The organism is Achromobacter sp. Root565 (genome assembly GCF_001427425.1).
Classification (GTDB): Bacteria; Pseudomonadota; Gammaproteobacteria; order Burkholderiales; family Burkholderiaceae_B; genus Achromobacter; species Achromobacter spanius_D.
Window position 1 is genome coordinate 2,979,041 of sequence record NZ_LMGO01000001.1, and the last position, 22,681, is coordinate 3,001,721.

Here is a 22,681-nt window from a genome sequence, read left to right on the forward strand (position 1 = left end):
GTCTGAGTGGTCACTGACCTGGGCGCGCCTTACAGGGCGCGCCTAGTGCATTTGGTTACAATCTTTTGTGGGATTCGTCTTATCTTCTTCTTGTCCCTGTAAACCTCGATCACTAGAATTAGTGTCCAACGAGGGGTGCTACACTACATCTTGTGGTCGCCCAAGCGCGGATTCCCGCCGGCCACGCCTTTCGGACTAGCCTGTCCGGACGTTGCGACCCCCATTACAAGATCCAATTTTGACCCGACATGACGCCGTCATGCCGTTATCTACGCGCTTTTTCGCACAGGAGCTTCCATGCAGACTACGATCGCCTCTGTGACCCGGCCTTCGGCCGTGCCGCCCTCCCAAACCGACTCCCCCGCCGACGCCAATAGCGGCCAATGGGCCAGCTACAACATCATCCGCCGCAATGGCTCGGTGGTTGGCTTTGAGCCCAGCAAGATCGCCATCGCCATGACCAAGGCCTTCCTGGCCGTCAATGGCGGCCAAGGCGCCGCGTCCGCGCGTGTGCGCGAACTGGTCGAAACGCTGACCGGCCAGGCCGTCAACGCGCTGGTTCGCAACCGCCCCAACGGCGGCACCTTCCATATTGAAGACATCCAGGACCAGGTCGAATTGGCGCTGATGCGCTCTGGCGAGCATGACGTCGCGCGCGCCTACGTCCTGTACCGCGAAAAGCGCACGCAGGAACGCGCCGCCGCTGCTGCCGCCGAAGGCCAGCAGAAGGCCGCCGCCGCGCCGCAGGAACACGTGCTGAACGTCACCGACGGCGGCGTGCGCCGTCCGCTGGATGTCGCCGAACTGCGCGCGACCATCGTCGCCGCCGGCGAAGGCCTGTCCGAGTTCATCGACGCCGAAGCCATCCTGAAGGAAACGGTCAAGAATCTGTACGACGGCATCCCCGTCGACGAAGTCTTCAAGTCCGCCATTCTGTCCGCGCGCGCGCTGGTCGAAAAGGATCCGGCCTACAGCCAGGTCACCGCCCGTCTGCTGCTGCACACGATCCGCAAGGAAGTGCTGGGCGAGGAAGTCTCGCAAGACGGCATGGGCACGCGCTACGCCGAATACTTCCCCACGTTCATTGCCCGCGGCATCGAAGGCGGACTGCTGTCGCCCGAACTGGCCAACTATGACCTGACCAAGCTGGGCAAGGCACTGAACGCCAAGCGCGACCTGCAGTTCGGCTACCTCGGCCTGCAGACGCTGTACGACCGCTACTTCCTGCACATCCGCGGCACCCGCATCGAACTGCCGCAGGTCTTCTTCATGCGCGTGGCCATGGGCCTGGCGCTGCGCGAGACCAACCGCGAAGCGCGCGCGATCGAGTTCTACGAGATCCTGTCCTCGTTCGACTTCATGAGCTCCACGCCGACGCTGTTCAACTCGGGCACGCTGCACTCGCAACTGTCGTCGTGCTACCTGACCACCGTCTCCGACGATCTGGAAGGCATCTACGACGCCATCAAGGAAAACGCGCTGCTGGCCAAGTACGCCGGCGGCCTGGGCAACGACTGGACCCCGGTCCGCGCGCTGCGCAGCCACATCAAGGGCACCAACGGCGAAAGCCAGGGCGTCGTGCCGTTCCTGAAGGTCGTCAACGACACGGCTGTCGCCGTGAACCAGGGTGGCAAGCGCAAGGGTGCGGTCTGCACGTACCTCGAGTCGTGGCACCTGGACATCGAAGAATTCCTGGAACTGCGCAAGAACACCGGCGACGAGCGCCGCCGCACGCACGACATGAACACGGCGAACTGGATTCCCGACCTGTTCATGAAGCGCGTCATGGAAGGCGGTGAGTGGACGCTGTTCTCGCCGTCCGACTGCCCCGACCTGCACGACAAGTACGGCCGCGCCTTCGAAGAAGCCTACGTGGGCTACGAAGCCCGCGTCGCCAGCGGCGAACTGAAGCTCTTCAAGAAGATGCCGGCGCTGACGCTGTGGCGCAAGATGCTGTCGATGCTGTTCGAAACCGGCCACCCGTGGATCACGTTCAAGGATCCGTGCAACATCCGTTCGCCGCAGCAGCACGTGGGCGTCGTCCACAGCTCGAACCTGTGCACCGAGATCACGCTGAACACCAACGAATCTGAAATCGCAGTTTGCAACCTGGGTTCCGTGAACCTGGTCGCTCACATGAAGCCGGCTGCCGGCGGCGGTTTCGAACTGGACCACGACAAGATCAAGCGCACGGTCAGCATTGCCATGCGCATGCTCGACAACGTGATCGACATCAACTACTACGCCGTCGACAAGGCTCGCAATTCCAACGCGCGCCATCGTCCGGTGGGCATGGGCATCATGGGCTTCCAGGATTGCCTGCAGATGATGCGCGTGCCGTACGCATCGCAAGCCGCTGTTGAATTCGCGGACCGTTCGATGGAAGCGGTGTGCTATCACGCCTACTTCGCGTCGAGCCTGCTCGCTGAAGAACGCGGCCGCTATCAATCGTATGAAGGCTCGTTGTGGTCGCGTGGCATCTTGCCGCAAGACACGTTGAAGATGCTGCGTGATGAACGTGGTGGTCACGTCGACGTTGATGAATCGAGCACGCTCGATTGGGATACGTTGCGTACGCGCATCAAAGAACACGGCATGCGCAACTCCAATTGCATCGCAATCGCCCCAACCGCCACTATTTCCAATATCATTGGCGTATCTGCGTGCATCGAACCCACTTTCCAGAACTTGTACGTCAAATCGAATCTCTCCGGCGAGTTCACGGTCGTTAACGATTACCTCGTGCGTGACCTGAAGAAACTCGGTCTCTGGGACGAAGTCATGGTCGCCGACCTCAAGTACTTCGACGGCAGCCTGTCCCGCATCGATCGCGTACCTTCCGAACTCCGCGAACTCTACGCCACCGCGTTCGAAGTCGAACCGAGCTGGCTGGTTGAATGCGCGTCGCGCCGCCAGAAGTGGATCGATCAAGCCCAGTCGCTGAACATCTACATGGCCGGCGCATCGGGCAAGAAACTGGACGACACCTACAAGCTGGCATGGACGCGTGGCCTGAAGACCACGTACTACCTGCGTACCCTTGGCGCCACCAGCGCCGAGAAGTCCACCGGACGCGGCGGCGAACTGAACGCTGTCAGCGCAAGCGGCCATTCCACGGCTTCGGCCATGGGCGCAGCACCTGTTTTGCCGGAACCCGAAATTCTCGGAGCGGTTTGCACCATGCGGCCGGGTGACCCCGGCTTCGAAGAGTGCGAAGCCTGCCAATAACCGCATCCGGAGAATGAATCATGATTAATTGGGACGACGACACCACCGCCACGCAACCTGCACAACCTGCCGCACCCGCGGCGGGTGGTCAGGCTGCCCCGGAAGTTCGGGCGGCGACGGGTGTGTTCGGCGATACCGCCATGCCCACGCCGGCTGCGCCTGAACACGCTGCCGGCCTGGCCGCCAGCGGCTCGGCAACCTCGCAACGCGTGAAGGTTGCCGACAAGCGCATCATCAATGGCCAGACCGACGTCAATCAGCTTGTGCCTTTCAAGTACAAGTGGGCGTGGGAAAAGTACCTGGCCACTTGCGCCAACCATTGGATGCCGCAAGAGATCAACATGTCGCGCGACATCGCCCTCTGGAAGAACCCGAACGGGCTCACCGAGGACGAGCGCCGCATCGTCAAGCGCAATCTCGGCTTCTTCGTGACCGCCGACTCGCTGGCCGCCAACAACATCGTGCTGGGCACCTACCGCCACATCACGGCTCCCGAATGCCGCCAGTTCCTGCTGCGCCAGGCCTTCGAGGAAGCCATCCACACGCACGCCTATCAATACATCGTCGAAAGCCTGGATCTGGACGAAGCCGAGATCTTCAACGCTTATAACGAAGTGCCGTCCATCCGGGCAAAAGACGAGTTCCTGATCCCGTTCATCGACGCGATCGCTGATCCCAACTTCAAGACGGGCACGCCCGAAGCCGACCAGACGCTGCTGAAGTCCCTGATCGTTTTCGCTTGCCTCATGGAAGGCCTGTTCTTCTACGTTGGCTTCACGCAGATCCTGGCGCTTGGCCGCCAGAACAAGATGACCGGCGCTGCCGAGCAGTACATGTACATCCTTCGCGATGAATCCATGCACTGCAACTTCGGCATCGATCTGATCAACACCGTCAAATTGGAAAATCCGCATCTCTGGACGCCGGAATTCCGCGAAGAAATTCGAGAACTCTTCCGCAAAGCGGTCGAACTCGAATACGCTTACGCCGAAGACACGATGCCGCGCGGCGTGTTGGGCTTGAACGCACCCATGTTCAAATCCTACCTGCGCTTCATCGCCAACCGTCGTTGCCAGCAGATCGGTATCGAACCTCTGTACCCCCAGGAAGAAAATCCCTTCCCGTGGATGGCGGAAATGATCGACCTTAAAAAGGAACGCAACTTTTTTGAAACTCGCGTGATCGAATACCAAACCGGTGGCACGCTGAGCTGGGAGTAACGCAGTACGCCATCGAGCCCGGCGCGGGCACGCCCTCTTCTATCGGATGGGCGTCGCGTTCGCGACAGGCTTGATGGCAATCTCCTTGGTCAGGGTGTCTTCGAACACGTAGAACAAGCGGTCGGCGGCCTGTGGACAGGCTGCCTGCCGGCGCCATTTGAAATGGCTCGCGCCAAAGGAGCGGGGGCCATATCAAATGGCTGTGCCGAATTCATTAGCGCAAACCGTAGTAGCTGTTGCTCGCACAGAACAGCGGCATGCGCCGATGAATAGCCCGGGCACGGTCCGCCAATTGGCGGGTCGGGGCACGGGTTTAAGTTCTGGGACCCCTGAACCTAAGGAGCATGACCATGGCAACAGCCAAGAAAGCCGTCAAGAAAGCAGCGGTGAAAAAACCCGCCGCCAAGAAGGCAGTAGCAAAGAAGGCCGCTCCGGCCAAGAAAGCTGCCGTCAAGAAAGTCGCAGTGAAGAAAGTCGCAGCCGCCAAGAAGCCGGCCGTGAAGAAGGTTGCCGCCAAGAAGGCGCCGGCCGCCAAGAAGGTCGTTGCCAAGAAGGCAGTTGCCAAGAAGGCTCCGGCCGCCAAGAAGGCTGTCGCCAAGAAGGCCGTAGCCAAGAAGGCTGTCGCCAAGAAAGCTGTGGCCAAGAAGGCCGTCGCCAAGAAAGCCGTCGCCAAGAAAGCCGTAGCCAAGAAGGCTGTCGCCAAGAAGGCTGTCGCCAAGAAGGCCGTCGCCAAGAAGGCTGTTGCCAAGAAGGCTGTCGCCAAGAAGGCCCCGGCCGCCAAGAAGGCCGTAGCCAAGAAGGCTGCCGCCAAGAAGGCCCCGGCCGCCAAGAAAGCGGTTGCCAAGAAGGCCGTAGCCAAGAAGGCCCCGGCTGCCAAGAAGGCGCCCGCCGCCAAGAAGGCTCCTGCTTCCAAGCCGGCTGTCGCCGCAAAGAAGCCTGCCGCCGCCAAGAAGCCCGCTGCGAAGAAAGCCGCTCCGAAGAAGCCCGCCACGCCGCCGACCACGGCTGCTGCCCCGGGCGCGAAGACCGCGCTGAACCCCGCCGCGTCGTGGCCGTTCCCGACGGGTGGCCGTCCCTAATCCGGACGCGCCGAAGCGTTAGCTTCATCAGAGCCGCCTGGTATTTGCCGGGCGGCTTTTTTGTCGTTTGCGCGTCATGCCATCCAAATGGCTGACCCTTGCACCGGGACTGAAGCACTAGGACCGTACGCAATTTTTACGTCTGGCCGTGCGACAATTGATTCCTCTTTTTTGGGGTGATCGCGTCCATGCTCGGTGAAATCTTCCGCTTCCTTCTCGAAATCGTGTTCACGCTGTTTGGCGCGGCACTGATTGCCCGCGCCTGGATGCACGCGATACGGCTGCATCCCTTCAACCCGCTGGCGCGCGCGATCTACGGGGCCACCAACTGGCTGGTGATGCCGCTGCGCAAGATCATTCCCGCGGGCAACAAGATCGATTGGACCAGCCTGGTGTGCGCATGGCTGTCGGCCCTGGTCTATCTGGTGCTGCTGTGGCTGGTGGCTATCGGCGCGCTGATCCCCGCCGCGCTGCTGCCCGCCGCCATGGGCTCGGCGCTCATCATGACCGCGAAGTGGGCACTGAACCTGGTGGTCTGGCTGACGCTGATCCAGGCGGTGCTGTCCTGGGTCAACCCCATGGCGCCCATGATGCCGCTGCTGCAGTCGCTGACCGCGCCGCTGCTCGATCCCATCCGCCGCATCCTGCCGCGCACCTCGATCGACTTCTCGCCGCTGATTCTGCTGGTGGCGGCGCAGATCCTGTTGATGGTCCTGGCTCGCCTGAGCTACGGCATGATGGGCGTGTAATCAGCTAGACCGGAATGGCGCTGTAGATTTCGATCAGCTTCTTCCGGTCGATCTTGTGATTGTTCGACATGGGCAGCGCCGGACAGGCAACCAGCTCTGACGGCACCATGTACGGCGGCAGGCGCTCGGCCAGCCGCTCCTTCCAGCCGGACAATGCATCCGGCGCCAGCAGCGACGCTTCCTGCGTCGCCGCCTTTGCCCCCGTCACGAAGCCGATGAGCCGCACCGCGGTGCCGTCGGGACGCCGCAGCACCGCGCAGGCGCTTGCCTCGACGTCCGGCAGGCCATGCAGGGCCTCGTCGATCTCGGCCAGCTCAATGCGATAGCCGTTGAGCTTGATCTGGTCATCCATGCGGCCCCGGCAGAACAGCAGCCCGCCCGCTTCCATCAGGCCCAGGTCGCCCGTGCGGAACGCGCGGCGGCCGTCGTCGTAGGTGTAGAGCTTGGCGGCGTTCAGGTCGGCGCGGTTCAGATAGCCGCGCATCACGTGGTCGCCCACGATGCAGATCTCGCCCTCGTCCACCAGCAGCACACTATCCGGCTTGGCATGTCCGACCGGCAAGGGGTCGTGCGCCGCCAGCACGGCATCGGTGACTTCGATCCAGGTGGTGGCCACCGTGGCCTCGGTCGGGCCGTAGGTGTTCAGGATGGATGCGTCGGGAAAGCGCTGGCGCAGCTTCTTGGCCAGCGCTGCCGGCAGAGGCTCGCCGCAGAAGAGGAATGTGCGCAGCGTCGGCAGCGTGGCGGGCGAGAAGTCGCGGTTGGCCAGTTGCTGATGGGCGAACGAAGGCGTGGACACCCACGCCGTGATGCAGTGGCCGGCCAGCCGTTCCATCCACGGGCCGGGCGCGGCGATCTGTTCGCGCGCGTTGAGCACGCAACTGCCGCCGGACGCCAGCGTGGCGAAGACCTCGTACATGGACAGGTCGAAACTGAACGGCGCCTGATTCATGAAGACGGGCGCGTCACCCAAACCAAAGCTGCCGAGCATCCAGTCGCCGAGCAGGCCGACGCTTTCGCGGCCGATCTGCACGCCCTTGGGATCGCCTGTGCTGCCCGACGTGAACATTACGTAGGCCAGGCCGCGCTCTTGCAGCACTTCGCCCTCGCCCGCCGTAAACGTGCCGGCCGCGGCGTCGAAGACGGCGGCCGCGCGCACGATCTCCACGATGCGGCGCAGGCGCTCCGAAGGATAGATGGTATCCACCGGCACGAACGGCGCGCCGATGAGCAGCGCGCCGACCATGGCGACGAAGAACGCGGCTTCCTTGTGCCCGTAGATGGCTACCGGGACGTCGGGCGCCACTCCGTGCTGGCGGGCGGCATCGGCCCAGGCCTGCGCCTCGGTGCGCAACTGCGCCCAGGTCAGGCTGCGGTCGGCGGCGGCGATGGCCAGCGCGTCGGGCGCGCGTTCGTCGTCGACGAACTGGAAGGACTTCAAGTCGAAACGCATGCCGAAGCTCCCGGCGTCAGATGGGACTGCGGCCGCTGAACACGTACAGCGCCAGCGCGGCCAGAATCAGGGTGAGCACGCGCCCGAGAAAGCGCAAGACGGGCTTGGCCAGAAACGCCTGCAAGCCGGGCCGCGTGCGCGCGGCGTTGATCAGCAGGTTGTGGCCCACCGAATACGCGCCGAACATCAGGCCGCTGACGATGTAGTGCAGCGACAGGCCGTTCCACACGCCCATCGCCAGCAGGGTCGCGAAGATGCCGATGTTCTGCGCCGCAAGCCGGTGGCGTCCGAAGAAGCGGGTCTTGCTCAACGCCTTGTAGATTGGCATGAACACGACGTCGCGCAGCCATTCGGACAGGCTGATGTGCCAGCGCCGCCAGAAATCCTGAGGGTTCAGCGTGGCCAGCGGATTGCGGAAGTTGATCGGCAGCGTGAAACCGAACAGCATGCCGATGCCGATCGCCATCGTCGAGTAGCCGGCAAAGTCGAAGAACAGGTAGGCGCTGTAGAGCGAGGCATTCAGCGCCACGCCCGTGAACGAATAATCGTGCGCATCCAGCGTGGCCAGACCGTAGCGCCAGATGAGCTCGGCCAGGCCGAACTTCTGGATCACGCCCACCATGATGAGTTCCAGCCCGGTCAACCAGGTGTTCAGATCGACCCCTTCGTAGCCGCGCTTCAGGTCGGCCTGAAAGGCGCGCCAGCGGTACATGGGACCGGCCAGCAGCGTCAGCGGGAAGAACAGGTAGATGAAGTAATCCAGCGGCGAGACGCGCTCGTTGCGGGGCGCGAACAGCAGGACATCGATGGCGCGGAAGGTGGCGAAGGACAATCCGAGCATGGCGCCCAGGTGCGATACGCCGGTCTTGACCAGCAGCAAAGGCGTCATCGTGATGATCACCGCCAGCCAGGTCGGGATGTAGTTGCGGCGCATGGCCCAGAGCGCGGTGCCAGAGATGGCGAAGAGCGCAATGGGCTGATAGGGCCGCGCCCAGAACACCGCCATCCAGACGCCCAGACAGATGACGCCGATGACGTGGCGATAGCCGATGCGCAGCGGCATGCCGGACGACCGGTAGGCGACGAGGCCGAGGCCGCCAAACAGGGCGCCGCCGAAGAAGCTCAAGCTTGCGAAGAGTTCCATGGTGCGCTCAGAACTGCTGGTATTGGAATTCGACCTTGATCGGTCCGCCGCTGCCGGTCGTGGGCTGCGCCTGCAGCACGAACACGAGGATCACGCCTACATACAGGCACAAGTGCCAGAAGAAGCGGCGCGCCCAGGGCGCGCCCGCATTGCGGGCTTCGTCTTTACGAAAGAATTTCATCGGGAAAAATACTCCGCAATGCCTTGATCGGCCATGGCCCAGCCGAGTTCGGCCAGGTGCATGTCGTCGCGCAGCATGCCCGGCTCAAAGGGAATGCTGTAGAGATCCAGGCACCCCATCTGATAGCGCGTGCACATGCCGGTGATGGCGTCCACCACCGGATCGAAGCGTTCGACGTCCAGGATGAGCTTGGGGTTGAACGGCTGGATGACGAAGTACGCCTTGACCTTGCGCTTTTGCAGCAGCGCCATCACTCGCGAGAGGTCGCCCAGTTCGGTGCGGGTGATCGGATCGATGTCGGCGAATTCATTGCGCGCGGGCGAATACAGCGGCGCGAGGTACTGCTTGTAGTAGTCGTCGCGCACGTCATAGGGGTTGTTGCCGCCCAGGTTGCGCTCGACTTCGCGCGCCTCGTGCGTGATCCGGGACCACTGCCCCGAATTGAGCCTGGCCGACGCCGGCCAGGACACGAAGCGGTGCGCAGGCACGGACAACTTGCTGCGCGGCTTGTCGGGCGCCGGCGCCTGGCGCGCATGCCACCACAGCGCCAGCTTGTCCTTCAGCTCGGACACCTGGCCGTTGGCGATGAGCCATAGCAAGCCCCAGTTCGCGTTGTCGCTGATCCAGTTCTGCATCTGCTCGCGCGTGCTGGGCTGGTCCCACAACCGGTCCCAGACCGGCCCCGTGACGTGCTCGGCAAACGCGCTGCGCGGCAACTGCCCGCCCGAGGCGAACCAGGCCGGCGACAGCATGATGACCAGCCGCGTGTTGGGCGTGAGCGAATCCGACACCGATTCCAGCACGCTGACGATGCCATACGACTGGAACATCGCGTGGCCGTAGGCGAGCGTTGGCACCTTCAGCTCTTCGGGAAAGAATCGGTAGGGAACGAAGCGCAGGTCGTGGCTGGACAATTCGGACGAGCCCAGCACCACCAGCGTGCCGTCGCTCAGGGCATTGCCCAGACGGTTCAGGTTGACGTGCTGGGTGCCCCAGTCCGGCCCGAGGTTGGGCAGGTAGTTGCTCTTGTCGGCCGCGATGGCCGAGGGCGATGACGATGGATTGACGACGCGGCTAAGCAGATCGTCCGCCCCGCAATAAGCCCCTACCGCCAACGCCACCGCCGTCGCTGCCGCAGCGACGTGCGACAGGAACCGGGTATTACGAAGTATGGGCAGCGACATAGCCGGCAAGCACGCGGACCGACTGAAGGTGCTCTGCGATTTCGGGAGCCGGGATGCTGCAGCCGTACTCGGACTCGACCGCCAGCGTGATGTCCACGGCAGCGAGCGAATCGACCAGGCCAGTGGCAATCAGTTGTGTGTCGGGAGTGACTTTCTTCATGACGATCGACTCGACGATCTCGCCGATCTTGGTGTGGAGTTCTTGCTCGGTATGCATAGGTATTGCAGCGTAACGTTGCCTGTTCGGCAAACCATCCCCCGCCCCGGGATTCAGGCGACGAGGATACAGAAAATAGCTGAAACCAAACTGAAAAATTCCAGCCAGCAAGCGGGGCTTCCGGAAGCACGTGGTTACATTAAATCCAGACTGCCGCGCCGTCGCAATCATTGCACTTCGGCCGTGGAATCGCCATGAAACTTATGGAGGAAATGGCGAGAAAAGGCTCGGAAAGGTAACGTTCGCGGGTAAATCCCGGGGGGCCGCGTTGCGGGCGAGCGACATATTCTTACGTTCGATCTGGCGGTGCGATGTCGCGGCGCGAAAAAAAGCCCGCTTGCGCGGGCTTTTCTAGGCGGGCGAACCGATTACATCGGCGTGACGCGGGTCGGACCGGCGCCGCTGATCACCTGGACGCGCTGGCCCACGCTGAGGGCCACGTCCGCGGCCTGGGCAACCACGCGCGTCTCGCCGTTGTCCAGACGCACTGTGACCTCCAGGCCAGAGCTTGTCTGCGCGCGGTTTTCAACGGCGTTGCCGGCAAGGGCGCCGAGGATGGCGCCGCCAACCGTGGCGATGGCGCGGCCCGTGCCGCCACCGATCGCGTTACCGGCCACACCGCCCAACGCACCGCCGGCCACCATGCCGACACCGCTGGACTTGTCGTCCTGAATGACGATCGGACGTACGCTGGTGACCGTTCCGGTGCGGACGATCTGTTCACGCTGCGCTTGATCGTAGGTATAGACGGAGCTGGAGGCACTGCGATTTGCGCAACCGCCAAGCACTGCCATCGACGTCACCACCGCCGCGACAGCCAGCCAGCGGCCGGTACGCGGCGTCACCAGGGAAATAGACTTTATATGATTCATTTGGACTCCTCATTCGGGCACGACCGACGGTGACTGATGATACTCCGCCCGCAACGCCCGGCAAGCGCACCCGCAACAGACTGAAACGCTCCGCCAGAAGCTGCAAACTCGGGACGCGAAACAACGGGCTACAGCCCGTTGCCATTGAATATGCGCCGATATTCGACCTGTGCGCGGGGCAGCGGTTCCCGGGAAGTCCTTGCTAATCAGACGGGCAGGTGGATGCCGTACGTGGCATGCAGGACGGCGTCGATCTCGGCGCGCGTCGGCACATGGTTCTGCGGGCCGCGCGAAGCGATCTTGATGGCGCCCATGACGTTGCCCAGGCGGCAGCTATCTTCCCAGTTCCAGCCGCTGGTCAGGCCGTACAGCAGGCCGCCGCGCTGCGCGTCGCCGCAACCGGTCGGATCGACCACCTGCGACGCTCGCACCGGTTCGATCTGGATGGTCTTGCCTTCGGTGTGCAGCGTCGCGCCTTCGGCGCCGCGGGTCACGACCACGGCCTGCAGGGTGCGCGCGATGTCCGCAACGCTGCGGCCCGTGCGCTGTTCGACCACGCCGGCTTCATAGTCATTGACCGTGAGGGCCTGCGCCAGCTTGAGCATGCGCTCGAGGTCGGCGCCGTCAAACAGCGGCATGGCCTGGCCCAGGTCGAAGATGAAGGGGATGCCGCGCTTGTGCAGGCGTTCGGCGTGGGCAAACATGCCCTCTTTCGCGTCCGGGGCAACGATGGCCCAGGCGGCGTCGGCGTCGCTCAGGTCATTTTGCGCGGCGAACGACATGGCGCCCGGGTGGAAGGCGGTGATCTGGTTGTCGTCCAGGTCGGTCGTGATGAAACACTGCGCGGTGAACGTGTCGGGAATGACCTTGACGCGGCTGACGTCGATGCCCAGGCCCGACAGGCGCTGCATGTACTCACCAGCGTCTTCGCCGATGGTGGCCACCGGCACCGGCGTGCCGCCCAGCAGGTTCATGTTGTAGGCAATATTGCCCGAGCAACCGCCATATTCCTTGCGCATGCTGGGCACCAGGAACGACACGCTCAGCGACTGAATGCGGTCGGCAAGAATGTGCTCCTTGAAGCGACCTTCGAACACCGCGATGGTGTCGAATGCCATCGAACCGCAGACCAGAACAGGAGTTGCCATGCTTGTCATCCTTCACGGAAAAAACTTGTCGAGTTGGTAGCCATTGACCTGAACGCCGGTCACTTCAATGGGGACTGAAATCTTCAACGCGCCCTGGGGACCGAACGGTCCGCGCAGTTGCTCGGGGGTGAGGTAATTCTCGGGCATCAGCACCTTGCGCACGACCACCGTGTCCGACAGGTCGTTCAGCTCAAGCACCAGCGCCGGCCAATGCTGCGGCTTGTCGTAGCGGTTGTGCAGCATCACGGTCAGCACGAGGCGCGTGCGGCCGTCGTCGATGGCGGCGGCGCCTGCCGGCGGCTGCAGCGACGACGACGAAATGCTGATGAGGTCGCGGCGGCGCGCATAGCCGACCGTGCAGTCCAGCGGCCTGCAGGCGGCCTCCAGGACCGGACGCAGCGCCGGCACGGAATTGGCGATCTCGGTCCGGTAGGCGTAGAGCAGTTGCAGGGCCAGCACGATCAGGCCGGCCAGGCACGCGTAGCCCCACAGCTTGCGCAAGAAGCCGCTGCGCTCGATGCGATCCTGGTCCAGGAACTCCGGTGGCGCGCGGCCCACGTCGGTGGCGCTGGAGTAACGCGTGCGCGTGTCCCCCAGCACCGGCTCATGAGCGCCGCGTTCCAGGTCGTCTTCGTCCTCGTATTCGTCGTCGCGCTCAATGTCGCGTACGTCGTCGCGCAGGTCGTCGTGGAAGTCATCGTCCACGTCATGGCGCGGCGTGTTGCGCGGGTCGATGCGCGCGTCGCTGCGCATGTCATTGCGCGAACTTCCGGCGCCCCAGTCCAGCGCCGGCTCGTCGGACCGGCTGGCGATGATGGGTTCGTTACGAAACGCGGGGGCCGGCCGCGCGGGCACGGCCCGGGGCGGCTCGGGCTCGCGCAGGAACGGCTCGCCGTCATCGTCGGCGTCGATGTCTTCCGCGTGATCGTATTCGGCGTGGTCGTCCGGGACCGCCGTTTCGGGCTCGGCACGCTTGCGGATATCGTCGCGGCCGCGCAGCACGGCTGGCGGAATCGGAGGCGTCGTCGCCGCGGGCGGCGCCACGGGTTCGTCTTCCCAGGGCAGGACCACGCGCGGTTCGACCGGCGCGGCGGGGGCCGCGGGCACCGGCGTGAAGGCGGGTTCGGGAATCGGGGCGGCGGGCGGATGCGGCTCGGGTGCGGACAGCACGGGCGCCGCGATCGCTGCGGCGGACGATGGCAGCGGCGCCGTGGCCGGCACGGCGGCCGCGACGGGCGCACCCGGCGCGGACACCAGGCACGCGCGGCCATCGAAAACGGTCGAGCAGGCGCCGCAACGCACCAGCCCATTGCGGACCCGAAGCTGGTCAGGCACCACCTTGAACGAAGTGCCGCACTGCGGGCAGCGGGTAGTCAGAGCCATGAGGCGTGCTCCTGCTGCCGCGGCTCAGGGCTTGCGGCCGTGCAGGCAGACCCAGCCGTCACGCGCGCGCCAGACCGACATGGCGAGCCACGGCGCATAGGCGGCCGCGACTTCCTCGGCCTGGCGTTCCAGCACGCCCGACAACACAAGGTGACCGCCCGCGGCAACGCGGCCGGCCAGCATGGGGGCCAGCACTTTCAGGGGATTGGACAGGATGTTGGCGACCACGACTTCGAATGTGCCGTCCGCCAGTCCGTCGGGCAGCATGGCCTGCAGCTCGACCTTGTTGACCTCGGCGTTGAACACCGTGCTTTGCACCGCCTGCGCGTCGATATCGACCGCCTTGGTCGGGCCGGCGCCGAGCTTGCGCGCGGCGATGGCCAGAATGCCGGATCCGCATCCGTAGTCCAGCAGGGTCGCACCAGCAGGCAACTCGGCTTCGAGCCATGCCAGGCACAGGTGCGTCGTGGGGTGGCTGCCGGTGCCAAAGGCCAGGCCCGGGTCCAGTTCGATATGGATGGCGCCGTCCTGATCGGGCACGGCCGTATCCAGGCCGGGCACATCGGGATTGTCGCGGTGCCAGCTCGGCACGATCCAGAGGCGTTCGGCGATGTGGATCGGGCCAAACTGAGATTGCGTCAGGCGCACCCAGTCGGCGTCCGGCACATCGCGCAGGCTCCACCCGTCGAACACCGATGCATCGAGCTCCCCGGTTTGGCCGGCTTCTTCCATGATCTGCGCGGGATCGGCGCCGTCGGGAAGCAAGGCGACGACAAGATTGCGGTCCCATGCCTGCACATCGGGCTCGGTGCCCGGCTCGCCGAACAACGGGCGTTCGACTTCGGTGCCGAAGTCGGCGTCTTCGACGGAGACCGACAGCACGCCGGCTTCAAGCAAGGCATCCGACAACGCTTCGGCCTGCGCCTCCGAGCAATGGAGCACGAGTTCACGCATGATTTTTCTCTTCCATCTGGTCAACGGGCCGCGGCATGCGCCGCGGCCCGATCAACCTTAAAACATCAACAAGGTAAAACGCAAAAGGGGCCGTGAGGCCCCAAAGTCGGTCAGGGACGCTGCGCCAACTTGTGTTCCAGATAGTGGATGCTGGTGCCGCCTTCGATGAAGCGGGCATCCTGCAGCATTTCGCGGTGCAGCGGGATGTTGGTGGAAATACCTTCCACCACCATTTCCGAGAGCGCGATGCGCATGCGGGCCAGCGCCTGGTCCCGCGTGTCGCCGTACGTGATGACCTTGGCGATCATCGAATCGTAGTTGGGCGGCACGAAGTAGCCATTGAACGCGTGCGAGTCGATACGCACGCCAGGACCGCCCGGCGTGTGCCAGTTGGTGATGCGGCCGGGGCTGGGCACGAAACGGAACGGATCTTCCGCATTGATGCGGCATTCGATCGCGTGGCCTTTGAACGTGATGTCGCGCTGGCGCAGCGTGAACTTTTCTCCAGCGGCAACCAGGATCTGCTGCTGCACCAGATCGATGCCGGTGATCAGCTCGGTGACCGGGTGTTCCACCTGGATGCGGGTGTTCATTTCAATGAAATAGAACTCGCCGTTTTCATACAGGAACTCGAACGTGCCGGCGCCGCGATAGCCCATCTTGCGGCAGGCGTCGGCGCAGCGGTCGCCAATGCGCTCGATCAGGCGGCGGGCAACGCCGGGGGCCGGCGCTTCCTCGATGACTTTCTGGTGGCGGCGCTGCATGGAGCAGTCGCGTTCACCCAGCCAGACCGCGTTGCGGCCGCCGTCGGCCAGCACCTGGATTTCGATATGGCGCGGGTTCTCGAGGAACTTCTCCATATAGACTTCCGGGTTGTTGAACGCGGCGCCTGCTTCGGAACGCGTCATCGTGACGGCATTGAGCAGCGCGGCCTCGGTGTACACCACGCGCATGCCGCGGCCACCGCCGCCGCCCGCGGCCTTGATGATGACCGGATAGCCGACTTCGCGGGCAGTGCGCAGGATCTCCTGGGGATCGTCGGGCAACGCGCCCTCGGAGCCCGGCACCACCGGCACGCCGGCTTCGATCATGGCGCGCTTGGCGCTGACCTTGTCGCCCATCAGGCGGATCGTGTCCGGACGCGGACCGATGAACACGAAACCGCTCTTCTCGACGCGATCGGCGAAGTCGGCATTTTCGGACAAGAACCCGTAACCCGGGTGGATTGCCTCGGAATCCGTGACTTCGGCGGCCGAGATGATGGCCGGCATGTTCAGGTAGCTTTCACGCGACGGCGCGGGCCCGATGCACACGGATTCATCGGCAAGGCGAACGTACTTGGCTTCGCGGTCGGCCTCGGAGTGCACGACGACGGTCTTGATGCCCAGCTCGCGGCAGGCGCGCTGAATGCGCAGGGCGATTTCGCCCCGATTGGCGATCAGGATTTTTTCGAACATGTTCAGCTATCAGCCAATGACGAAGAGGGGTTGACCGTACTCGACGGGCTCACCGTTTTCGACCAGGATTTCTTTGATGACGCCCGACTTGTCGGCTTCGATTTCATTGAGCAGCTTCATGGCTTCAATGATGCACAGCGGGTCGCCTTCCTTGACGGTGGCGCCCACGTCGATGAACGGGGCGGCGCCCGGGTTCGGCGAGCGGTAGAACGTGCCGACCATCGGAGCCTTCACGACATGGCCCTGAATGACCGGGGCGGCGGGCGCGGCCGGTGCAGCAGGCGCGGCGGCAGCCACGGGCGCTGCGGGCACGCCGGCTTCGGGCTGGTGGTAGGCCACCGGCTGCAGCGTCTGCGAGAACTTGACGATTCTGACCTTGCCTTCGCCTTCGGTGATTTCCAGCTCGGCGATGCCCGATTCAGCCACCAGGTCGATCAGGGTTTTGAGTTTTCGAAGATCCATAGAAGCTGCTTCCCGAGATAGTGTCGGCGTCGTCCCAGCGTCGGGGTTCGCGCCGTATAAGATGTAAAAGCGTTGATTTGATGCGAGATCAGTGCCGCACTGCGTAACGCAGCGCCGCCTCGTAGCCGTCCGCGCCCAGGCCGCTGATCAGGCCTTGCGCCAAGTCGGACAGATAAGAGTGATGCCTGAACGGCTCTCGCTTATACAGATTGGACAAATGTACTTCAATAAATGGGATCGCGACCCCGGCCAGCGCGTCGCGAATTGCGACGCTGGTGTGCGTATATGCCGCTGCGTTGATGATGATGAAGTCCGTGCCGTCCTGCCGGGCCGCCTGAATGCGGTCAACCAGCGCACCTTCGTGATTGCTTTGCCACGCAGACAGCGTGGCGCCCAATTCGCCCGCGAGCAACTCGAGACGCTCATTGATCTGGGCAAGCGTAAGACTGCCGTAGATATGAGGTTCCCGGGTGCCAAGCAGGTTCAGATTCGGGCCATGCAATACCAGTATGTTTTGCGCCATGCGCGTGCCAATAAGTGGATTGCCAATTGTTGGCAAAACAGCCGATAAACCAGCTTTTTACGCCAATTCCTACTATTTGTCCAACAGACTTATGCCTTTAAACCCGCAAGCGTGCGATCCAGGTCGTCGGGCTGGACTTCGCCCAATATCTTCCGGTTAATGCTGCCATCTGCATTGAAAACGATAGTAAAAGGCAGCCCGCCACTGGGGTTGCCCAGTTTGCGCAGCGTATCGATGGCACCGGCGCCGATTACCCACAACGGGTACGAAACCTGTACTTTCTCGACAAACTTCTGCATGTTGGCGGCGGAATCAACGCCGATGCCGACAAAGCGCACTTGCGGGTATTTTTTCTGCAAGGCGTCCAGCGCGGGCATTTCCTTGACGCACGGCGCACACCACGTTGCCCAAAAATTGACCACGATGGGCTGGCCCTTCCAGCCGGCCAGCGAGTGCGAGGCGCCGTTCAGGTCCGGAAGCTGCATCCGCATGAGTTCCGCGACCGGGTCGCCCGCGTCGGCCGGCGCGGCGTCGTTCTTGGGCTTGCGCCCCATCAGCGTGTAGCCGCCCGCGACAGTCGTGGCCACCGCCACGGCGGCGGAAAGAAGTAGGCGTCGATTCATGGCGCGATGATAACCGTTGCGGCCGTTTTACGCCGCAGGCGCGGGGCGCGGGCTTGCGGGGCCGCTATATATACAATGCTGGGCAGGAGATTTATCAATGCATCTGCACATTCTTGGCATCTGCGGCACCTTCATGGGCGGGCTCGCGCTGATCGCGCGCGCAGCCGGGCATAAAGTCACGGGTTGCGACGCGGGCGTGTACCCGCCGATGAGCACCCAGCTTTCCGAACAGGGTATCGAACTGATCGAGGGCTTTGGCGCCGAGCAGCTGGCGCTGAAGCCGGACCTGTATGTCATCGGCAACGTGGTCAGCCGCGGCAATCCGCTGATGGAAGCCATTCTGGAATCTGGCGCGCGCTACGTGTCCGGGCCGCAATGGCTGGGCGACAACATCCTGCCCGGCGCGCACGTGCTGGCCGTTGCCGGCACGCACGGCAAGACCACCACCAGCTCGATGTTGGCCTGGGTGCTGGAAGCCGCAGGCATGGCTCCGAATTTCCTGATCGGCGGCGTGGCGCAGGATCTGCACGTGTCCGCCCGCTACGACCCGGCGCGCCGCCCCTTCGTCATCGAGGCGGACGAATACGACACGGCGTTCTTCGACAAGCGCTCAAAGTTCGTCCACTATCGTCCCCGCACGGCCATCCTGAACAACCTGGAATACGATCACGCCGACATCTTCCCCGATCTGGCGGCGATCGAAACGCAGTTCCACCATCTGGTCCGCACGATCCCTGGTTCGGGCCGCATCGTCCGCCCCACGCAATCGGATGCGCTGGATCGCGTGATTGCGCGCGGATGCTGGTCTGATACCGTCACGTTCGGTCCCGATGGGCAGTGGCAGGCTTCGCCGCCGGATACTGATGGCGCGTTCGAGGTCACGCGCGCCGGGGTGCGCGTTGGCACGGTCCGCTGGTCGCTGACGGGGGAACATAACCGCATGAACGCGTTGGCCGCTCTGGCCGCCGCTGAACACGTCGGCGTACCGGTCGAACAGGGCATCGACGCTCTTACCCGCTTCGGCGGCGTCAAGCGCCGCATGGAATTGCGCGGCACGGTCAACGGCATCAAGGTCTACGACGATTTCGCGCACCACCCCACCGCCATCGCCACCACGCTGGAAGGCCTGCGCCGCCAAGTGGGCGCCGCGCGCATCCTGGCCGTGCTGGAGCCGCGCTCCAACACCATGAAACTGGGCACCATGGCGGCACGGCTGCCCGCGGCGCTGGCCGATGCCGATCTGGTGTTCTGCTTTGGCGCCAGCGAAGGCAAGCACGCGCTGGGCTGGAACCCCGCCGAGGTCCTGGCGCCCTTGGGCGGCCGGGCTTCCAGTTACGATGACATCGGCGCGCTGGTGGAAGCCGTCGCCGGCGCCGCCCGCCCTGGCGACCAGGTGCTGGTCATGAGCAATGGCGGCTTCGGCGGCATCCATGGCAAGCTGCTGGATGCGCTGCAGGCGCGCGGCTGATTCCGCCCGCCTGGCCCGCCCGGCGTTTGAGCCTTCAACCGGCCGCCTCCCGCAACGCAGACGGAAACAGCAAGCAATGATCCTCTATCTACACGGTTTCCGATCGTCGCCCGACTCCTTCAAAGCCCGCATGATGGCGGACGCCATGGCCGCCCATGGCCTGATGGATGCGTGGGCCTGCCCGCAATTGCCCGCCAGCCCGCGCGAGGCCATCGACCTGGCGCTGGGCATGGCGCGCGGCCAACTGGCGGACACCGGTTCACCGCGCGAACTGACCGTGATCGGCTCCTCGCTGGGCGGTTTCTACGCCACCTGGATCGCCGAGCAGCTGGGCTGCAAGGCCGTACTGCTGAACCCCGCCGTCCACGCCGCACGCGACCTTGCCACCCAGGTCGGCGAGCACCACATGTATCATTCCGGCGCGCCGTTCGTTTTTTTGCCCGAATATGTGGACGAACTGGCGGCCATCCATGCACCGCGCATCACGCAGCCCGACCGGTATTTCCTGGTGGCGGCGACCGGCGACGAAGTGCTGGACTGGCGCGAGATGCGCGACCGATACGCCGGCTGCCGCCAGCGTATCGTGCAAGGCAGCGACCACGGCCTATCCGATTTCGCGCAATGGATGCCGGAAGTGCTTGAATTCGCCCTAGGCGGCAAGCCGGTACGCGCCTGATAATCAATATCGACTTTCAACACCCACCAAGCTGCGCAAGGCGGCGCGAGGCCGCCGCCCAGGACGATCCCCACCATGTATGTGTTTTACGAAGATGACGGCAGCTTCAAGGCCGGCAATATCCTGTCCGAGACCGACGCCAGCCTGCAGGTGGAGTCGGAGTCGGGCAAGCGCAGCAAAATCAAGCGCGCCAATACCCTGTTCAACTTCGCTTCGCCGGATCCGGCTGCCCTGATGACCCAGGCGGCCGCCACGGCCGAGACGCTGGACCTGCAGTTCCTGTGGGAATGCGCGCCGCAAGAGGAGTTCGACTCCCCCGCCCTGGCCGCCGACTATTTCGGCCACGCCCCCACGCCCGTCGAACAAGCCGCGCTGCTGATGCGGCTGCATGGCGCACCGGCGTACTTCCACCGCCGCGGCAAGGGCCGCTACCGCCCTGCTCCGCCTGACATCCTGGCCGCCGCGCTGGCCGCGCTGGAAAAGAAGCAGCGCCAGGCCGAACAGCAGCAGGAATGGGTCGACGAAATGGCCGCGGGCCGCCTGCCCGAACCCATTGCGCAAGCCGCCGAATCGCTCCTGATCCGCCCGGACAAGAACTCGCAGCAATGGAAGGCCCTGGACGCCGCGTGCGCCAAACTGGGCAAGACGCCTGACCGCCTGCTGCTCGAACTGGGCGCCTGGCCGCACGCGCTCGCCCTGCACAAGCGCCGCTTCCTGGCCGTCAACTTCCCGCGCGGACTCGCTTTCCCCGACGTGGAACTGCCGCCCATCGACCGCGAACTGCCACTGGCCGACGCCGAGATCTATTCCGTGGACGATGTCACCACCACGGAAATTGACGACGCGCTCTCCGTCTCCACGCTGCCTGACGGCCGCGTGCGCGTCGGCGTCCACGTCGCCGCCCCCGGCCTGTCCGTCACCCGTGACAGCGAGCTCGACAAGCTGGCCCGTGCCCGCCTGTCCACCGTCTACATGCCCGGCGACAAGATCCCGATGCAGCCGGACAGCGTCATCCAGGCGTTCTCGCTGGACGCCGGCCGCGAAGTGCCCGCGCTGTCGCTGTACGTCATCGCCAATCCGGAAACCGGTGAGGTCATCGAATCGGAAACCCGGCTGGAACGCATCGTCGTGCGCGAAAACCTGCGCCACAACATGCTGGACAGCCAGGTCACCGAGGCCAGCCTGTCCGACCCGGATGCCGACCTGCCCTATGGCCACTGGCTGCGCCCGCTCTGGAAGCTGGCCCAGGCCCTGTCCGCGCAACGCGAAAACGTGCGCGGCAAGCCGGAAAACAATTCGCGGGTGGAATACAGCTTCTACCTGGACGGCAATCCTGACGATCCGGACACCCCTGTCCGCCTGGTCCCGCGCCAGCGCAACGCGCCGCTGGACCGCATGGTGGCCGAGTACATGATTCTTGCCAACAACCTGTGGGGCGGCCTGCTGAACCAGCACGGCGTGCCGGGCATCTACCGCTCGCAACAGGCCGGCCGCGTGCGCATGAGCACGCAAGCGCTGCCGCACGAGGCCATCGGCGTCCCGCAATATGCGTGGAGCACGTCGCCGCTGCGCCGCTATGTCGACCTGGTAAACCAGTGGCAACTGATCGCCGCGGTGGAACACGGCGTCTCGGCCCGCCTGATCGCCCCCTTCAAGCCGCGAGACGCGGACCTGTTCGCCATCATCGGCGCCTTCGACGCGCAATACGCCGCCTGGGCCGAGTTCCAGAGCGCAATGGAACGCTACTGGTGCCTACGCTGGCTGAAGCAGAACGGCGTGACGCGGACGGTGGCGCATGTGCTGCGGGATGATCTGGTGCGGTTTGCGAATGCGCCGTTGGTGACTCGGGTGGGCGGGATGCCGGAGTTTGAGCGGGGGACGGCTGTTGAGGTGGATATTCTGGGGATGGATGAGTTGTCTCTGGAGTTGGATTGTCGGTTTGTGGGCGAGGTTAAGGGGGAGTCTGCGGCTTCGTAGGCCGCTTTCTTCAGATCTTCGTCGGTCGCGTTGTTCCGTTCTTCGTAGGTCGCCCGACGCCGCGGTCACCGGGGAGGCGAGCGCCCACGATTGCGGTCCGGAGCCCTCGCTCCGGACTCCCCCTTCGTCATCTTCGTCCGCCTTCGGCTCCCTTCAGATTCCCTCGGGCGCATCGACGGCGCTCGCCTCCCCGGTGACCACGACGCCGTGCTGCTAGGGTCTTTGGTATGAGGCGCTACAAGACCTGTGGTCAGGGTAGGAGATCTGCGGAGCCGCCGAGTTGCTGCCGCCCGGGCGGCGGCAACCCGGCATCGGGTCGGTGGGTCGTCGTGGCGGGTGCGCTTCGCGCTGGCGGTGGCTGGTTTGCTTATGGCCGCCGTCACGGTGAGTGGGGCGGTGATGGGCAGCGCGGTGACGGTCCGCCACAACTTGCCGACCCGCACGCGCCGCCCATCGGGCACTTGAGTTCAAGTGCCGATTAGCGGCGAGCCGTGCTCGCACGAAGGTGTCAGACACCCGGCAAAAAACAAGCACCTTCGCCAAGATGGGTGTCTGACACCCTGGAATCACCCTTCAAGCCTGTAGCCCGTCTATGCGGGTGTCAGACACCCAACCGCTACCTACTCGCGAAGCGTCATCACCACAACGCAAGACGCCGCGTAAGTCTCCGGAGGCCGCCCGCG

The 22,681-nt window shown here is 64.2% G+C and carries 20 protein-coding genes; 7 read left to right on the forward strand and 13 right to left on the reverse strand.

Annotated features, from left to right (window positions below; all coding sequences use genetic code 11):
* Positions 1-297 precede the first annotated feature (297 nt).
* From ASD71_RS13375 to ASD71_RS13390, 4 genes are all read left to right on the forward strand, one after another.
* Entirely contained in the window at positions 298-3,228 is a 2,931-nt protein-coding gene (locus ASD71_RS13375; protein WP_056564433.1) for a ribonucleoside-diphosphate reductase subunit alpha, read from the forward strand.
* Positions 3,229-3,248: 20 nt separating this feature from the next.
* The gene (locus ASD71_RS13380; protein WP_056564436.1) at positions 3,249-4,448 is read left to right on the forward strand and encodes a ribonucleotide-diphosphate reductase subunit beta; all 1,200 of its coding nucleotides are present in this window, start codon (positions 3,249-3,251) and stop codon (positions 4,446-4,448) included.
* 350 nt (positions 4,449-4,798) lie between these two features.
* Positions 4,799-5,527: a histone H1-like DNA-binding protein gene (locus ASD71_RS13385; RefSeq protein ID WP_056564439.1), complete on the forward strand. Its 729-nt coding sequence runs from the start codon at positions 4,799-4,801 to the stop codon at positions 5,525-5,527.
* A gap of 188 nt (positions 5,528-5,715) precedes the next feature.
* A complete protein-coding gene (locus ASD71_RS13390; RefSeq protein ID WP_056566878.1) occupies positions 5,716-6,276 on the forward strand; it encodes a YggT family protein in 561 nt (186 codons plus the stop codon).
* 4 nt (positions 6,277-6,280) lie between these two features.
* On the opposite strand, the gene ASD71_RS13395 is transcribed toward ASD71_RS13390, so the two are convergent.
* The 13 genes from ASD71_RS13395 to ASD71_RS13450 form a co-directional block, all read right to left on the reverse strand.
* Positions 6,281-7,729 carry a D-alanine--poly(phosphoribitol) ligase gene (locus tag ASD71_RS13395; protein ID WP_056564440.1) on the reverse strand — a complete coding sequence of 483 codons (1,449 nt, stop codon included), beginning with the start codon at positions 7,727-7,729 and terminating at the stop codon, positions 6,281-6,283.
* 16 nt (positions 7,730-7,745) lie between these two features.
* A complete protein-coding gene (locus ASD71_RS13400) occupies positions 7,746-8,873 on the reverse strand; it encodes an MBOAT family O-acyltransferase (RefSeq protein WP_056564443.1) in 1,128 nt (375 codons plus the stop codon).
* 7 nt (positions 8,874-8,880) lie between these two features.
* Positions 8,881-9,054, reverse strand: a complete 174-nt coding sequence (locus tag ASD71_RS28225) for a hypothetical protein (protein ID WP_128829895.1) — start codon at positions 9,052-9,054, stop codon at positions 8,881-8,883.
* The gene (locus ASD71_RS13405; RefSeq protein WP_056564447.1) at positions 9,051-10,238 is read right to left on the reverse strand and encodes a D-alanyl-lipoteichoic acid biosynthesis protein DltD; all 1,188 of its coding nucleotides are present in this window, start codon (positions 10,236-10,238) and stop codon (positions 9,051-9,053) included. Before ASD71_RS13405 ends, ASD71_RS28225 begins: the two co-directional genes overlap by 4 nt.
* Positions 10,216-10,455 carry an acyl carrier protein gene (locus tag ASD71_RS13410; protein WP_008159625.1) on the reverse strand — a complete coding sequence of 80 codons (240 nt, stop codon included), beginning with the start codon at positions 10,453-10,455 and terminating at the stop codon, positions 10,216-10,218. The genes ASD71_RS13405 and ASD71_RS13410 overlap by 23 nt, the downstream gene beginning before the upstream one ends.
* A 368-nt stretch (positions 10,456-10,823) precedes the next feature.
* Positions 10,824-11,327 (reverse strand): glycine zipper 2TM domain-containing protein, encoded by a 504-nt coding sequence (locus ASD71_RS13415; protein ID WP_056564450.1) that lies wholly within the window; start codon positions 11,325-11,327, stop codon positions 10,824-10,826.
* Positions 11,328-11,533: 206 nt separating this feature from the next.
* The gene (locus tag ASD71_RS13420; protein WP_056564452.1) at positions 11,534-12,475 is read right to left on the reverse strand and encodes a carbohydrate kinase family protein; all 942 of its coding nucleotides are present in this window, start codon (positions 12,473-12,475) and stop codon (positions 11,534-11,536) included.
* Positions 12,476-12,487: 12 nt separating this feature from the next.
* Positions 12,488-13,858 carry a DUF3426 domain-containing protein gene (locus ASD71_RS13425; RefSeq protein ID WP_056564455.1) on the reverse strand — a complete coding sequence of 457 codons (1,371 nt, stop codon included), beginning with the start codon at positions 13,856-13,858 and terminating at the stop codon, positions 12,488-12,490.
* A 24-nt stretch (positions 13,859-13,882) separates the two neighbouring features.
* Entirely contained in the window at positions 13,883-14,812 is a 930-nt protein-coding gene (prmA, locus tag ASD71_RS13430; protein WP_056564458.1) for a 50S ribosomal protein L11 methyltransferase, read from the reverse strand.
* A gap of 110 nt (positions 14,813-14,922) precedes the next feature.
* Complete coding sequence (gene accC / locus ASD71_RS13435; protein ID WP_056564461.1) at positions 14,923-16,269, reverse strand: acetyl-CoA carboxylase biotin carboxylase subunit; 1,347 nt, start codon at positions 16,267-16,269, stop codon at positions 14,923-14,925.
* Between the two features lie 9 nt (positions 16,270-16,278).
* The gene (gene accB, locus ASD71_RS13440; RefSeq protein ID WP_056564464.1) at positions 16,279-16,731 is read right to left on the reverse strand and encodes an acetyl-CoA carboxylase biotin carboxyl carrier protein; all 453 of its coding nucleotides are present in this window, start codon (positions 16,729-16,731) and stop codon (positions 16,279-16,281) included.
* An 88-nt stretch (positions 16,732-16,819) separates the two neighbouring features.
* Entirely contained in the window at positions 16,820-17,254 is a 435-nt protein-coding gene (gene aroQ / locus ASD71_RS13445; protein WP_056564467.1) for a type II 3-dehydroquinate dehydratase, read from the reverse strand.
* An 89-nt stretch (positions 17,255-17,343) separates the two neighbouring features.
* Positions 17,344-17,877: a TlpA disulfide reductase family protein gene (locus ASD71_RS13450; protein ID WP_056564470.1), complete on the reverse strand. Its 534-nt coding sequence runs from the start codon at positions 17,875-17,877 to the stop codon at positions 17,344-17,346.
* Between the two features lie 97 nt (positions 17,878-17,974).
* Between ASD71_RS13450 and mpl the strand changes: the two genes are divergently transcribed.
* The 3 genes from mpl (at position 17,975) to ASD71_RS13465 (ending at position 21,998) form a co-directional block, all read left to right on the forward strand.
* On the forward strand, positions 17,975-19,345 hold the full coding sequence (gene mpl, locus ASD71_RS13455; protein WP_056564473.1) for a UDP-N-acetylmuramate:L-alanyl-gamma-D-glutamyl-meso-diaminopimelate ligase: 1,371 nt from the start codon (positions 17,975-17,977) through the stop codon (positions 19,343-19,345).
* Positions 19,346-19,421: 76 nt separating this feature from the next.
* Complete coding sequence (locus ASD71_RS13460) at positions 19,422-20,021, forward strand: YqiA/YcfP family alpha/beta fold hydrolase (RefSeq protein ID WP_056564476.1); 600 nt, start codon at positions 19,422-19,424, stop codon at positions 20,019-20,021.
* Positions 20,022-20,096: 75 nt separating this feature from the next.
* On the forward strand, positions 20,097-21,998 hold the full coding sequence (locus ASD71_RS13465; RefSeq protein WP_056564479.1) for a ribonuclease catalytic domain-containing protein: 1,902 nt from the start codon (positions 20,097-20,099) through the stop codon (positions 21,996-21,998).
* Positions 21,999-22,681: the final 683 nt, after the last annotated feature.

Coding starts and splice junctions, on each gene's coding strand:
- accC (WP_056564461.1), bottom strand. CDS start 16,269: ATGTTCGAAAAAATCCTGATCGCCAATCGGGGCGAAATCGCCCTGCGC.
- prmA (WP_056564458.1), bottom strand. CDS start 14,812: ATGCGTGAACTCGTGCTCCATTGCTCGGAGGCGCAGGCCGAAGCGTTG.
- ASD71_RS13400 (WP_056564443.1), bottom strand. CDS start 8,873: ATGGAACTCTTCGCAAGCTTGAGCTTCTTCGGCGGCGCCCTGTTTGGC.
- ASD71_RS13465 (WP_056564479.1), top strand. CDS start 20,097: ATGTATGTGTTTTACGAAGATGACGGCAGCTTCAAGGCCGGCAATATC.
- ASD71_RS28225 (WP_128829895.1), bottom strand. CDS start 9,054: ATGAAATTCTTTCGTAAAGACGAAGCCCGCAATGCGGGCGCGCCCTGG.
- ASD71_RS13460 (WP_056564476.1), top strand. CDS start 19,422: ATGATCCTCTATCTACACGGTTTCCGATCGTCGCCCGACTCCTTCAAA.
- ASD71_RS13425 (WP_056564455.1), bottom strand. CDS start 13,858: ATGGCTCTGACTACCCGCTGCCCGCAGTGCGGCACTTCGTTCAAGGTG.
- mpl (WP_056564473.1), top strand. CDS start 17,975: ATGCATCTGCACATTCTTGGCATCTGCGGCACCTTCATGGGCGGGCTC.
- accB (WP_056564464.1), bottom strand. CDS start 16,731: ATGGATCTTCGAAAACTCAAAACCCTGATCGACCTGGTGGCTGAATCG.
- ASD71_RS13405 (WP_056564447.1), bottom strand. CDS start 10,238: ATGTCGCTGCCCATACTTCGTAATACCCGGTTCCTGTCGCACGTCGCT.
- ASD71_RS13385 (WP_056564439.1), top strand. CDS start 4,799: ATGGCAACAGCCAAGAAAGCCGTCAAGAAAGCAGCGGTGAAAAAACCC.
- ASD71_RS13415 (WP_056564450.1), bottom strand. CDS start 11,327: ATGAATCATATAAAGTCTATTTCCCTGGTGACGCCGCGTACCGGCCGC.
- ASD71_RS13420 (WP_056564452.1), bottom strand. CDS start 12,475: ATGGCAACTCCTGTTCTGGTCTGCGGTTCGATGGCATTCGACACCATC.
- ASD71_RS13390 (WP_056566878.1), top strand. CDS start 5,716: ATGCTCGGTGAAATCTTCCGCTTCCTTCTCGAAATCGTGTTCACGCTG.
- ASD71_RS13450 (WP_056564470.1), bottom strand. CDS start 17,877: ATGAATCGACGCCTACTTCTTTCCGCCGCCGTGGCGGTGGCCACGACT.
- aroQ (WP_056564467.1), bottom strand. CDS start 17,254: ATGGCGCAAAACATACTGGTATTGCATGGCCCGAATCTGAACCTGCTT.
- ASD71_RS13375 (WP_056564433.1), top strand. CDS start 298: ATGCAGACTACGATCGCCTCTGTGACCCGGCCTTCGGCCGTGCCGCCC.
- ASD71_RS13395 (WP_056564440.1), bottom strand. CDS start 7,729: ATGCGTTTCGACTTGAAGTCCTTCCAGTTCGTCGACGACGAACGCGCG.
- ASD71_RS13410 (WP_008159625.1), bottom strand. CDS start 10,455: ATGCATACCGAGCAAGAACTCCACACCAAGATCGGCGAGATCGTCGAG.
- ASD71_RS13380 (WP_056564436.1), top strand. CDS start 3,249: ATGATTAATTGGGACGACGACACCACCGCCACGCAACCTGCACAACCT.